The sequence below is a fragment of the Actinomycetospora sp. TBRC 11914 genome (assembly GCF_012933465.1).
Classification (GTDB): Bacteria; Actinomycetota; Actinomycetes; order Mycobacteriales; family Pseudonocardiaceae; genus Actinomycetospora.
In genome coordinates, this window is record NZ_JABBND010000039.1 from 1 (window position 1) to 12,424 (window position 12,424).

Sequence of the window (12,424 nt, forward strand, 5' to 3'; positions counted from 1 at the left end):
TACCGCACCCGTCCCGAGCCGGACGACCACCGCCACGACCACCCCGACGCCGAGCAGCAGCTTCACCGCCTTCACCGGTCACCCCCGGCGGCGGGGAGGGCGAGGAGGTCGGCGTGACCGACCGTCGCGTGCAGCGTGCCGGCCGCGAGCGCGGTGAGCCGGCGCTCCAGGTAGGGGCCGGCGGCCGCGGCCGCCGACGGATCCTGCGCGCAGGCCGCGTCGAGCCGGCCCCGCAGCCACTCCTCGACGAGCGCGGCGTCTCCCGGACCGAGCCGCCACGGGCTCGCGCGCCGGGTGATGCCGAACCCGCGGCGGGCGAAGGCGTCGGCGACGGCGGCCGGGGCATCGGGCCCGAGCCGGCCCTCGCGGCGCTGGTGGGCGTCGAAGGCCGCGGCGACGTCCGCGTCGACCGGGTCGGGCGGGTCGAGCGCGACCTCGCCGGTCACGGAGAGGGTCAGCAGGGCCGCGGCGCCCGCGTCGGCGCAGAGCCCGGCGAGGCGCTCCACCGCGGCCGTGTCGAGCAGGTCGAGCAGGGCCGAGCAGACGACGACGTCGGTGCCGGCCAGGTCGGTGAGGTCACGCAGGTCCCCGACGACGGCCGTGGCCGGGACCGGCGCGGTCGCGGCGGCCCGCTGCGCGAGGTCGGCGTCGCGGTCGTGGGTGGACCAGCGCTGGGGGAGCGAGAGGCGGGGGGCGAGCCAGCGGGCCATCGACCCGGTGCCGCAGCCGAGGTCGCGCACCACGACCTCGCCCCGGTGACCGGCGAGGTGCGCGTCGAGGGCGGCCGCGAGGTCGGCGGAGCGGGCGGCGTGGTCGGCGGGCTCGCGCAGCGCGAGCCAGTCGGGGGAGCAGACCGGCGAGCCGGGCTCGCTCAGCCGCGCGGCCCAGGAGGGAGGAGGACCGAGGAGATCCTTCGGGAGGGGGAGCACCACGGCCTCAGCGTGCCCCGACGTCCGAGCGCTGAGAGTCTCCACCCGGAACGTGGCCCTGGATGGTCCAGCCAGCGCTGCAGCGTTCGGGCGAGCGCGGGAACGTTCTCAGACGGTACCCAGGTTCCGGGCTCGGCCGTCCGTGTCACGTCGCACCCGGATGCCGCGCCCATCGCCTCGGGGACGCCCCCGACCCGGCTCGCCACGACCGGGATCCCGCGCGCCAGCGCCTCGGTCACGACGAGGCCGTAGGTCTCGGCCCGCGAGGGCAGCACGAGCAGGTCCGTGGCGGCCCACACCTCGTCCAGCCGCCGCCCGCCGAGCGGTCCGGGGATCTCGATGCGCCCGGCGAGCCCGTACCGGGCGATCGCGGCGCGGAGGCGGACGACGAAGCCCGGGTCGCGGTGCGTCGGGCCCGCCAGCACCGCGCGCCACGGCCGGTCCGCGACGCAGGCCAGGGCCTCCACCAGCACGTCCTGGCCCTTCGTCGGGGTGAGCGCCCCGAGGCAGAGCAGCCGCGGCGGGACGCCGGTGACCGCCGAGCCGGGCGAGACCGGCGCAGGGTCCACCCCGGGCTGCGCGACATGCACCCGGTGCCGGTCGAGGCCGTGCCGGGCGGTGATCCGCTCCGCGGTCCACCGGCTCGTCGTCACCACCCCGGCCGCGTGGTGCAGCGCCGCCCGCTCGCGGGCGTCCCGGTCGCGGGCGACGGGGGCGGCGAGCCCGGCCTCGTCGGCGAGCGGGAGGTGCACGAGCACCACGAGCCGCAGCCGGTCGGCGTGGGGCGCGAGCGCGTCCGGCACCCCGCAGGCGACGAGGCCGTCCAGCAGCACCGCCTCGCCGTCGGGAACCGCGCGGAGCACCCGGCCGACCGCCGCCGCCTCGCCGTCGGGCCACGGTCCCGTCAGGAGGTGCTCGACGACGTCGTGCCCGAGCGCCGCGAGCCCCGCGAGGACCCGCCGATCGTAGACGTTGCCGCCGCTCGGGACGGTGTCGACGTCGCCGGGCAGCACGGCGTGGACCGTCACAGCGCCCGCTCGTACCCCGCCCGCGCGACGTGCGACTCGTGCAGCTCCACCGCGATCGCCGCGATGCCCCGGGCGCCGTCGCCGAGGTCGCCGGCGTGGATCCGCGCCGCCAGCCGGTCGGCGATCACCTGCGCGAGGAACTCCGTCGTCGTGTTCACGCCGGCGAAGGCGGGCTCGTCGTCGAGGTTGCGGTAGCGCAGGTCGTCCAGCACGGCTCCGAGCGCGGTCGTCGCCGCACCGATGTCGACGACGATGCCGTCCGCGTCCAGCTCGGTACGCCGGAACGTCGCGTCGACGACGAACGTCGCGCCGTGCAGCGCCTGCGCCGGCCCGAACACGGCCCCGCGGAAGCTGTGGGCGACCATCACGTGGTCGCGGACCGTCACCGAGAACATCGCACCCCTCCATGATCGACGACGGTTTCCGGACACCCAGTGTCTGGAACGTGGCTTTCCTGACGCGAGGTCAGTAGTCCACCCGCACACCCAGACCGGGTGCACCGCCGGCCAGCCGCACCATGGTGTCCGGCAGCGCCACGAACGGCACCGCCTCGGTGACGAGCGCGTCGAACCGCGGGTCGGCGAGCAGGCGCAGCGCGAGCGCCATCCGGTCCGCGTGGGTCCAGCGGGCCCGCCGCGACGGCGACACCCGCCCCACCTGGCTCGCCCGGATCGCGAGCCGCCCGGAGTGGAAACCCTCGCCCAGCGGCACCCGCGGAGCGCGGTCGCCGTACCAGGACAGCTCCACCAGCTCGCCCTCGACGCCGAGGAGCTCCAGCGCGCGGGCGAGACCCGTCTCGGTCGCGCTGGCGTGCACGACGAGGTCGCAGCCGCCGGCCGCGTCGTCGGGGAGCGCGAACCCGACGCCGAGGGCCGCCGCCACCGCGGCCCGCGCCGGGTCGACGTCCACCAGCTCCACCCGCGCCCCCGGGATGCCGGCGAGCAGCGCGGCCACCGCGCACCCGACCATCCCGCCGCCCACCACCGCGACCCGGTCGCCGACCCGCGGCGCGGCGTCCCACAGGGTGTTCACCGCCGTCTCGACCGTGCCGGCCAGCACCGCCCGCGTGGCCGGGACGTCGTCGGGCACCACCGACACCGCCGACGCGGGGACGACGACCCGGGTCTGGTGCGGGGACAGGCAGAACACGTCGCGTCCCCGCAGCTCCGCCGGCCCGTGCTCGACCGTCCCGACCGCGAGGTAGCCGTACGTCACCGGCCCGGGGAACTCGCCCACCTGGAACGGGGCCCGCATCACCCCGTACTGGCTCGGCGGCACCTGCCCGCGGAACACCAGCAGCTCCGTGCCCCGGCTGATCGCGGAGTGGCGGGTGGCGACGACGACGTCGTCGGGCCCGGGATCGGGCAGTTCGACGTCGACGAGGGCGCCGTGTCCGGGTTCGAGCACCTGGTAGGCGCGTGCGTTCGGCGGCAGGATTACCTCCTCCACGACGGTGTGACGGCGAGGGGTGACGATAGGCGGATGTCCTCGCGCACCGCGACGCTCGGGCGTCCCCCGGTCGCCGCGACCCTGGCCGGCTCCGCCGTCGTCGCGATCGGGCTGTTCGCGCTGCTGCGGGTGGTCGCCGGGTTGGGCGTCGCCGGCTGGCTCGGCGGCGGGACGTTCCTCGTGCTCGCCGGGGCGCTCGTGGCCCGCGCGGCGCACCGCGACGGCGCCGCCACGCTCGGGCCGGCGGGCAGCGTCACCGCGCTGCGCGCCGTGCTGACCGGCGGCGTCGCCGCGCTGGTGGCCCAGGACCTCGCCCGCCCCGGCACGGTCCCCACCGCCCCGCTGGTGGTCCTCGCCGCGCTGGCGCTGCTGCTCGACGGGGTCGACGGCCAGGTCGCGCGGCGCACCCGCACGGCGAGCGAGCTCGGGGCGCGCTTCGACGCCGAGCTCGACGCCGCGCTGCTCGCGGTGCTCTCGGTGTCCGTCGCGACGGACCTCGGCGCCTGGGTCCTGCTGATCGGCGGGATGCGCTACGCGTTCGTCGCGGCCGGCTGGGCGCTCCCGTGGCTGCGGGGGTCGTTGCCGGTGCGGCGCTCGGCGAAGGTGGTCGCGGCGCTGCAGGGCGTGGTGCTCGTGGTCGCGAGCACGGAGCTCCTGCCGCCGGTGGTGGCGACGGTGCTGGTCGCCGTCGCGCTCGCGGCGCTGACCTGGTCGTTCGCGGTGTCGGTGGTGTGGCTCGCGCGGCACCGGGACGAGGCCGTGCCGGCCAGGGTTCCCGACGACGAGGAGGTCGTCCCCGACGACACCCCGCCGACGCCCACCTGGCGCCGGGTGACGGGCGTGGTGGTGACCGCCCTCGCCGTCGTCGTGCTCGCCCTGGTCCTGGTCGCCCCCCAGGACACGACCGGCCTGGTCCCCGAGGCCTACCTGCGGCTGCCGCTCGAGGGGATCGCCGGGCTCGCGCTGCTGCTGCTCCTGCCCGCGCGGGTGCGCCGCCCGCTCGCGCTCGTCGCCGGCGCGCTGCTCGGGGTCTGGGCGGTGCTCTCCGCGTTCGACGTCGGCTTCGCGACGGTCCTCGCCCGGCCGTTCGACCCGGTGCTCGACCGCGCGCTCGTCGCCGACGGCGCGGAGTTCGTCGGGAGCACGTACGGCACCGCGGCCGAGGTCGGCGCGGTCGTCGTCGTGGTCGTCCTCGGCGTCGTCCTCCTCGCGGGCGGGGCGCTCGCGGCCCGCCGGGTGGTGACCCGCGCCGCGGCGCACCGGCGGCCCGTGCTGCGCACGCTGGGGGCGCTGGCCGCCGTGTGGCTGGTCGCGATCGTCACCGGGACCACGACCTCGCCCGGGGTCGCCCTGGCCGCCGCGAACACCCCGGACGCGCTCGCCACGCGGGTGCGCCTCACCGACGCCTCGCTGCGCGACGCCGGGCAGTTCGCCTCCCAGTCCCGCGCGGACGCCTGGGCGGGGACACCGGCGCCGGACCTGCTCACCGCGCTGCGCGGCAAGGACGTCGTCGTCGCGGTCGTCGAGAGCTACGGCCGCGCCGCGCTCGCCGACCCCGGCCTCGCCGCGACCGTCACCCCGGTCCTCGACCGCGCCGACCGGGACCTCCCGGCCGCCGGGTGGGGCGTGCGCAGCGGGTTCCTGACGTCGTCGGTGGTCGGGTCGGGCAGCTGGCTCGCCCACGCGACGTTCCTGTCCGGGCTGCACGTGGACAACGAGCAGCGCTACCTCACCCTCACCTCGAGCTCGCGGTTCACGCTCTCGCAGGCGTTCCGCCGCGCCGGCTGGGACACCTCGGCGATGCAGCCCGGCACCACCCGCCCCTGGCCCGAGGGCGCCTTCTACGGCTACGACCGGGCCTACAACGTGACCCAGCTCGGCTACCGCGGCCCGAGCTTCGGGTGGGCCTCCATGCCCGACCAGTTCGTGCTCCAGCGCTACGACCAGCTCGAGCGCGACCGGCCGGCGCCGCGCGCGCCGATCATGTCCGAGATCGACCTCGTCTCCAGCCACGCGCCCTGGGCCCCGCTGCCGCACATGGTCGGGTGGGACCAGCTCGGCGACGGGTCGGTCTTCTGGTCGCAGACCGCGAACCCCGGCCCCCGCGACACCGCCGCGGTCCGTGCCGGGTACGCGACCTCGATCGCCTACACGATGGACGCGCTGACCTCCTGGGTGCAGCGCTCGAACGACCCGAACCTCGTCGTGATCGCGTTCGGCGACCACCAGCCGGCACCGCTGGTGACCGGCCCGGGTGCGGGCGCGGACGTCCCGATCTCGATCATCTCCCGGGACCCGGCCGTCCTCGCGCGCACCGACCCGTGGGGCTGGACCCCCGGTCTGAAGCCCGCGCCGACCGCCCCGACCTGGCCGATGGAGGCCTTCCGCGACCGCTTCCTGCAGGCGTTCTCGCCGCGCTGAGGCGTGTGACCGCCATCACACGCGGTCGGCGGTAACAGCCCGAGGGGGTCCGGACGATGTGGAAGATGAACCCGGTGCCGTCAGACCCCCGACCTGACGGCCCGGGTTCCTTCATGTCCGGCACCCGGTGCGTGGGCTCGGCCCCCCCGGAACGGACGAAGCGCCCGAACCGGCCGTCCCCCGACGGCGGCCGGAGCGGACGCTCGCACTCATCCTACCGGGTGACCGATCGGGCGTGACCGGACCGTGAGCGGCCGACCACGCCCCGTCCGCGCGCGGCGCGCCCTCGACGCGACCCGTTCCGCCCGGCACGCTGCGCGGCTGTGCGCGTCCTCGTGGCCCCCGACAAGTTCAAGGGCTCCCTGACCGGGGCCGACGTCGCCGCGGCGATCGCCCGGGGCCTCGCCTCGCGCGGCCTGCGGACCGAGCTGTGTCCCGTCGCCGACGGCGGCGACGGCACCGTCGACGCGGCCGTGGCCGCGGGGTTCGAGCGTCGCCCCGCCACCGCGTCCGGCCCGACCGGCCGTCCCGTCGCCACCGCGTTCGCGCGCTCGGGCGGGGCGGCCGTCGTCGAGCTCGCCGACGTGTGCGGCCTGGTCCGCCTCCCCGACGGCGTCCCGCACCCCGAGGACGCCACCACCTACGGCCTCGGCGAGGTCCTGCGCGCCGCGCTCGACGACGGCGCGCGCCGCCTCGTGGTCGGGCTCGGTGGGAGTGCCTCCACCGACGGCGGCGCCGGGCTCGCCCAGGCGCTCGGCGCCGTCCTCCTCGCCGGCGCGGGCGCCGCGCTGCCCGACGGGATCGGCGGCGGCCGGCTGGCCGAGGTCGCGCGGGTCGACCTGGCGCGCTGGGCGGTGCCGGACGGTGTGACGGTCGAGGTGGCCTGCGACGTCGACAACCCGCTGCTGGGCCCGCACGGCGCCGCCGCGGTCTACGGCCCGCAGAAGGGAGCCGACGAGGCGGCCGTCGCCCGCCTGGACGCCGGGCTCGCGTCGTGGGCGCGGGTGCTCGGCGCCGCCACCGGGACCGCCGGCCGCGAGGACGAGCCGGGGGCCGGCGCGGCCGGGGGCGTCGGGTACGGGGTGCGGACCCTGCTCGACGCGCGCCTCCGCCCCGGGTTCGACCTGGTGGCCGAGCTGCTCGGGTTCGACGACCGCCTGGCCGGCGCCGACCTCGTCGTCACCGGCGAGGGCCGCCTCGACGCCCAGACGCTGCACGGGAAGGGCCCGGCCGGGGTCGCCGCCCGGGCGGCCGCGGCGGGCATCCCGGTGCTCGCGCTCGCCGGCTCGGTCGCCCTCGACGCCGAGGAGCTGCGGGGGGCGGGCATCACGGCGGCGGCCGCGCTCGCCGACGTCGAGCCCGACCCGGACCGCAGCCGCGCCCACGCCGCCGAGCTGCTCGAGCACCTCGCGGCGACGGTGCCCCTGCCGTGAGGACCCGGCGTCACCTCCCGGGCGGCGCCACCCGGTAGATCGCGCCCGCCTGGTCGTCGCTGACGTAGAGCGCCCCGTCCGGCCCGGGCACCGCCGCGACCGGCCGGCCCCAGCGCGACCCGTCGGTGGCCTGGAACCCGCCGACGAGCGTCTGCTGGTCGCCCATCCGCCCGTTCGACCACGGGAAGAACGACACCTCGGGGGCCCGCGGCGCGGTGCGGTTCCATGAGCCGTGCACCCCGACGACGGCGCCCTCGCCCTTGCCCGGCAGCGTCGCGAAGGCCAGGCCGAGCGGGGCCGAGTGCGCCCCGAAGGTCTGCTCGATCGGCGGGAGGGTCGAGCAGTCCAGCTGCGCGCCGTCGCCGTTGGTCTCGGCGTCGCGGGTGAAGCCGAGGTCGGCCTGCTTCAGCGGCGTGCCCGGCACGCCGGGCCGGGTGTCCGGCTCCGGGTTGCAGAACGGCCAGCCGAGGTCCCGCCCCGGGGTCAGGGCGGCGAGCTCCTCCGGCGGGTGGTCGTTGACGTAGCCGGGGATCACCTGGCCGTACGCGTCGCCGTCGCCGCCGTAGGGCTGGTGGAAGGGGTACTGGATGTTGTCGCGGTTGTTCACCGCGGTCCACACCCGCCCGTCCGGGCCGAGGGCGAGGCCGGTGCCGTTGCGCACCCCGCGCGCGTAGACCTGTGGCGCGCCGCCGCCCGGCGGGACGCGCAGGATCGCCGCGCGCTGGGGGTCCGCGTCGCGGTCCTGCGGCGAGATGTTCGCCGTGGAGCCGACCGAGACGTACAGGGACCCGTCCGGACCGACGACGACCGACTTCAGCGCGTGCGCGTAGGTGCCGCGCAGGTCCGGGCTCTTGGCGTCGGGCAGGCCGGGGACGACGACCCGCTTCCCCGTCGCGGCACCGGCCGCGTAGGCGTAGGCGGACACCTGGTTGCTCTCGGCGACGTAGAGCGTCGACCCGTCGAAGGCCAGGCCGTGGGGCTGGGTGAGGCCGGAGAGCAGCGTCGTCCGCGCCGGGGCGGCACCGTCGGCGCCCGGGACGAGTCGCACGACCTGCCCGTCCCCGGGCAGCGACACGAGCAGCGACCCGTCGGGCGCCCACGCCTCGAGGCGGGCTCCCGGCAGGCGTGCCCACACCGAGGCGGTCCACCCGGCCGGCACGTCCACCGTGCGGGCGGTGTCGAAGGGTGCGTCGCCCATCCCGGCCCCGACCCGCAACGGCGTCGGTGCGAGGCCGGCGGTGGTGGCCGACGTCGGGGCGCCGGACGGCGCCGGCGCCGCGGCCGCGGGCGGCTCGGCGTCGGGGGAGGAACAGGCGGAGACGAGGAGGAGCAGCGAGGCGAGCCCGGCGAGGGCGAACCGGGCGGCCCGGGGCACGGCGCGGATGTCGGTCATGTCCCACCCAGCGTGGCGGGCCCTCCGGCCGGGCACCACTCGGGGGTCCACAACCGATGTCCCGCCGGCCCGCGGCGTCCGTAGGATCCCGAGCCGGGAGGAGCCCACATGACCAGCACCGCCGGCCGGACCGACACCGCGGGGGCCCGCGCGTCGAACCGGCTGCACAGCCCGCCGGGCACCGTGCCGCCCGCGCGGTTCCGGCCCCGCTTCCACTACGAGCTGCTCACGTGCGGGCTCCGGGGGCACCGGCTCCTCGGTACCGACGCCGCGGTCCTGCGCTCCGAGGACGCCGGCTTCGACCCGGCGATCGTCGTGCGGGACGTCGCCGAGGCCGACGGCGACGGCACCGTCCGCTGGCACCGCTGCCTGCGCTGCGACTCGTGGGTGCCGCTCGACCCGCCGGACGCCCCGACGCAGCCGCAGCTGCCCACGCGGGCCGAGGTCGACCTGCCGCTGCGGGGCCGGGCGCTGCGCGACCGGTTCGTGCTGCGGCTCATCGCGATCGACCGGGTGATCCACTTCGTGGGCCTGGCGCTGGTCGCCGCGGCCGTCTTCGTCTTCCTGGCCGACCGCGAGGCGCTGCGCACCCCGTTCTTCGCGGTGCTCGGGACGCTGCGGGACACCGTCGGGATCGGCGACGGCGACGACGGCGTGGTGGGCGAGGTCACCCGCGCGTTCTCGGCGAGCGCGACCTCGATCGTGCTCGTCGGGGTCGTCGTGGCGGCCTACGCGCTGCTCGAGGGCGTCGAGGCGGTCGGGCTGTGGCAGGCGAGGCGGTGGGCCGAGTACCTCACGCTCGTGGCCACCTCGGTGCTGCTGATCCCCGAGGTCTGGGAGCTCACCGGGCGGGTGACCGTCTTCAAGATCCTCGCGCTGGTCATCAACCTCGCCGTCATCGCCTACCTGCTGGTCGCCAAGCGGCTCTTCGGGCTCCGCGGGGGCGGGGCGGCCGAGGAGGCGGCCCGCGCCGAGGACCAGGGCTGGGACGCGCTCGTGCGCACCGCACCCGGCGCCGACGGGGGCGACCGGCGTCAGGGCTCGCGGGCCAGCCGGTAGGCCTCCGGGTCCGGCGCGGGCCGGGTGTGCCAGGGCGAGTCCGCCCAGCCGGCCCGCCAGGCGGGGCAGGTCAGGACCGGCAACAGGCCCTCCCAGGACTCGGTCATCCGGGCCCAGAAGTCCTCCGGCCCGTCGGCGAGCGTGTAGTTGCCGGTCGCGATGGCGACGACGGCCCGCGCCGCGCGGCGCGGGTCGACCTCGGCGGCGAGCAGGCCCGCCGCGGACGCGTCGACGAGGAGGTCGGCGGTCGCGGTCTCCCAGCGCTCGAACCAGTGCCCCCGCATTGCCAGCAGCTCGGGGTCGCCGAGGGCCTGGCTCGCGCCGCGCACCACCGCGTCGTACATCCAGCGCGCGACGTAGGCGTCGGTCTCCACGAGCAGCCGCCACAGCGGGTCGAGCCCGCGGTCGGCGATCTGGATCTCGATGGACAACCACGACCGCTGCACCTCGGTCACCAGCGCTTCCGCGAGCGCGTACTTGGACCGGAAGTGGAAGTAGAGCGCGCCCTTGGTCAGGCCGGCGGCGGCGAGGATGTCGGCGACCGACGCCCCGTGGTAGCCGTCCTCGCCGAACAGCCGCGCTGCCGCGAGGAGCAGACGCCGCCGGGTGCGCCGGGTGCGCTCCCGGACCTCGTCGTCGGCCCAGCACGAGACCGGGGCCACGAGCGCGGACGCCGGCACCGGCGTGACGGGCGGCGTCACACCCGCATCGTACGACCCCGGATGATCATGCTCGCCGGGCCGTGCCACGGGTCGGTCTCAGCGGAGCAGGTGCCGCGGGTCGGAGGTGGTGGACACGCGCACCGGCCGCCGCGGCTCGCGGGTCGAGCCGGGGAAGGACAGGATCGTGGCCGGCGCCGGCTCGTCCCCGCCCTCGCGCCACCAGCGGTCCACCGCGTCGAAGATGGGCGTGGCGGGCGGCGTCGGGGCAGCGGACACGGTGCACGACGATGCCAGCGCGCGCGGCTCCCGTCCCCGCGCCGCGCGGTGGCTCACCCGGCGGGGGCAGCGGATTCGCCCGGTCGGTGACCCGCGGGGAAGACGGCTGCGGGACCGGCTGGTCCTGACCTCCTGAGGCGCTAGAGGGTCGGCAGGACCGCGACGAGGAGCAGCGCCGCCACCGCGAGGACCATCCCGACGACGGCGACCGGGCGGCGGACCGGGCTGCGCAGCGCGACCCCGCCGGTGACGAGGGCGATCACCGCGACGCCGAGGGCCACGTAGGTGTCCCAGGACATGGCCATCGAGCCGAAGGCGAGGGGGCGCAGCGCGACCAGCACCGCGAGGACGGCGAGGACCACCGAGGTCGCCGCGGCCGGGTTGCCCGCCGGCCGCGGGTCCTCGACGTCGTTCGCCGGGTCCCACCCGTAGACGCCGTACGGGCCCGGCACCACGGGCTGCGGGCCGCTCGGCGCGGGGCGCGGCGCGGGGACGGCCTGCGGGTGGGTCGGCACGCGGTGGTAGCCCGACGGCGGCGTCGCGCCGCCCGTGGCCGGTCCGCCGCCTGCGCCGACGCGCTGCCTGTGCTGTCCCGTCATCCCGGCCCCCGGTGGCACCCGTCCCCGCTGGAGTCACGGGGCTTCACCGGACGCATCGAGCCGCGGGGGCCGGGCGTTAACCACCGTCCGCCCGCTGCCCGAGGATGCGTCCGTTCGGGCGACTGCCGCGGACGATCCGCCGGTCAGGCGGCGGTGGCGTCCACGCACAGCGCCCACAGGGCGGCGCGCTCCTCCGGGGGCTCCTCCCCGCGGGGCAGGTAGTGGGTCGGGCGCGGCACCCGGTCGTGCCAGAACACCCCGCTGCAGCGTCCCGGCTCCCGCGCGGCCTGCAGCCACACCGCGGTGTCGGCGCCCTGCTCGACGGTGCGCAGCAACGGCCCGGTGAAGCGGTGGAAGCCCGGCAGCGAGCCCGCGACGCCGGGGGTGTCGGCCCAGCCGGGGTGCATGCTGTGGACCGCGACGCCGGCAGCGGCCAGGTCGTCGGCGAGCAGCTCGGCGAGGACGACCTGCATCCGCTTGGTCCGGGCGTAGGCGGCGCCCCCCGAGTAGCGGCCCTCCCGGAACTCCGGGTCGTCGGTGCGCAACGACGCGGTGTACATCCCGCCCGAGGACACGAACACCACGCGCGCGGGGCTGCCCGGGCGGTCGGGCGGCGACCCGGCGCGCAGCAGCGGCAGCAGCTCGCGGGTGAGCAGGAACGGGCCGAGGACGTGGGTCGCCAGGCACAGCTCGTGCCCCGCCGCGGTCTCGGTGCGCTCCGCGGGCAGCACCCCCGCGTTGTGCACGAGGCCGTGGAGCGCGAGCAGGCGGTCCCGGGCGTCGGCCGCGTAGCGGCGCACGTCGTCGAGGTCGGCGAGGTCGCAGCACGCGACCGTGACCCGGGCTCCGGGACGGGCCTCGAGGAGCCGCGCCCGGGCCGCCTCGCCGCGCCCGCGGTCGCGCACCACCAGCTCGACCTCCGCGCCGAGGGCCACGAGCCCGGCGGCGGTGGCCTCCCCGAGGCCGCCGCTCGCCCCGGTCACCGCCACGGTCCGGCCCGCGAGCGCGTCCGGGGGCAGCGCGGACCATCCGGCGGCGCGGGCGAGGTATCCCAGGCGGGAGTACCCCGGGACCACGAGGCGGTCGAGCGCGGCGTCCAGCAGTCGCGGCAGCGGCACGCGGCGCAGCCTACGGCGGGGGTCCGGGGCCGGCACGCCGATGATCACCTTCTCACC

Annotated in this window: 12 protein-coding genes; 3 read left to right on the top strand and 9 right to left on the bottom strand. The window is 77.6% G+C overall.

Annotated features, from left to right (window positions below; all coding sequences use genetic code 11):
* Positions 1–71: 71 nt before the first annotated feature.
* The 4 genes from HH311_RS30555 to HH311_RS30570 all read right to left on the bottom strand — a co-directional run bounded on the left by HH311_RS30555 (position 72) and on the right by HH311_RS30570 (position 3,406).
* The gene (locus HH311_RS30555) at positions 72–932 is read right to left on the bottom strand and encodes a class I SAM-dependent methyltransferase (protein ID WP_312030509.1); all 861 of its coding nucleotides are present in this window, start codon (positions 930–932) and stop codon (positions 72–74) included.
* Positions 872–1,957: a glycosyltransferase family 4 protein gene (locus HH311_RS30560; protein WP_169187509.1), complete on the bottom strand. Its 1,086-nt coding sequence runs from the start codon at positions 1,955–1,957 to the stop codon at positions 872–874. The genes HH311_RS30555 and HH311_RS30560 overlap by 61 nt, the downstream gene beginning before the upstream one ends.
* On the bottom strand, positions 1,954–2,352 hold the full coding sequence (locus HH311_RS30565; RefSeq protein ID WP_169187510.1) for a 6-carboxytetrahydropterin synthase: 399 nt from the start codon (positions 2,350–2,352) through the stop codon (positions 1,954–1,956). Before HH311_RS30565 ends, HH311_RS30560 begins: the two co-directional genes overlap by 4 nt.
* A 70-nt stretch (positions 2,353–2,422) precedes the next feature.
* Entirely contained in the window at positions 2,423–3,406 is a 984-nt protein-coding gene (locus HH311_RS30570; protein ID WP_396027474.1) for a zinc-binding alcohol dehydrogenase, read from the bottom strand.
* 33 nt (positions 3,407–3,439) lie between these two features.
* Here HH311_RS30570 and HH311_RS32390 point away from each other — a divergent pair, with 33 nt between their 5' ends.
* Both HH311_RS32390 and HH311_RS30580 read left to right on the top strand, forming a co-directional pair.
* Positions 3,440–5,827, top strand: a complete 2,388-nt coding sequence (locus tag HH311_RS32390; protein ID WP_248304420.1) for a CDP-alcohol phosphatidyltransferase family protein — start codon at positions 3,440–3,442, stop codon at positions 5,825–5,827.
* 323 nt (positions 5,828–6,150) lie between these two features.
* A complete protein-coding gene (locus HH311_RS30580; protein WP_169187511.1) occupies positions 6,151–7,260 on the top strand; it encodes a glycerate kinase in 1,110 nt (369 codons plus the stop codon).
* A gap of 10 nt (positions 7,261–7,270) precedes the next feature.
* Here the strand turns inward: HH311_RS30580 and HH311_RS30585 are convergent, their stop codons facing one another.
* On the bottom strand, positions 7,271–8,653 hold the full coding sequence (locus HH311_RS30585; RefSeq protein ID WP_169187512.1) for a sorbosone dehydrogenase family protein: 1,383 nt from the start codon (positions 8,651–8,653) through the stop codon (positions 7,271–7,273).
* Positions 8,654–8,761: 108 nt separating this feature from the next.
* Here HH311_RS30585 and HH311_RS30590 point away from each other — a divergent pair, with 108 nt between their 5' ends.
* Entirely contained in the window at positions 8,762–9,712 is a 951-nt protein-coding gene (locus HH311_RS30590; RefSeq protein ID WP_169187513.1) for a DUF2127 domain-containing protein, read from the top strand.
* On the opposite strand, the gene HH311_RS30595 is transcribed toward HH311_RS30590, so the two are convergent.
* The 4 genes from HH311_RS30595 to HH311_RS30610 all read right to left on the bottom strand — a co-directional run bounded on the left by HH311_RS30595 (position 9,688) and on the right by HH311_RS30610 (position 12,415).
* Positions 9,688–10,413, bottom strand: coding sequence for a TetR/AcrR family transcriptional regulator (locus HH311_RS30595; RefSeq protein WP_211191034.1), 726 nt, complete (start codon positions 10,411–10,413; stop codon positions 9,688–9,690). The genes HH311_RS30590 and HH311_RS30595 overlap by 25 nt on opposite strands.
* A gap of 57 nt (positions 10,414–10,470) precedes the next feature.
* Positions 10,471–10,650: a hypothetical protein gene (locus tag HH311_RS30600; protein ID WP_169187514.1), complete on the bottom strand. Its 180-nt coding sequence runs from the start codon at positions 10,648–10,650 to the stop codon at positions 10,471–10,473.
* 140 nt (positions 10,651–10,790) lie between these two features.
* Positions 10,791–11,249 (bottom strand): hypothetical protein, encoded by a 459-nt coding sequence (locus HH311_RS30605; protein WP_169187515.1) that lies wholly within the window; start codon positions 11,247–11,249, stop codon positions 10,791–10,793.
* A 143-nt stretch (positions 11,250–11,392) separates the two neighbouring features.
* Positions 11,393–12,415, bottom strand: coding sequence for an SDR family NAD(P)-dependent oxidoreductase (locus HH311_RS30610; RefSeq protein ID WP_312030511.1), 1,023 nt, complete (start codon positions 12,413–12,415; stop codon positions 11,393–11,395).
* Positions 12,416–12,424: the final 9 nt, after the last annotated feature.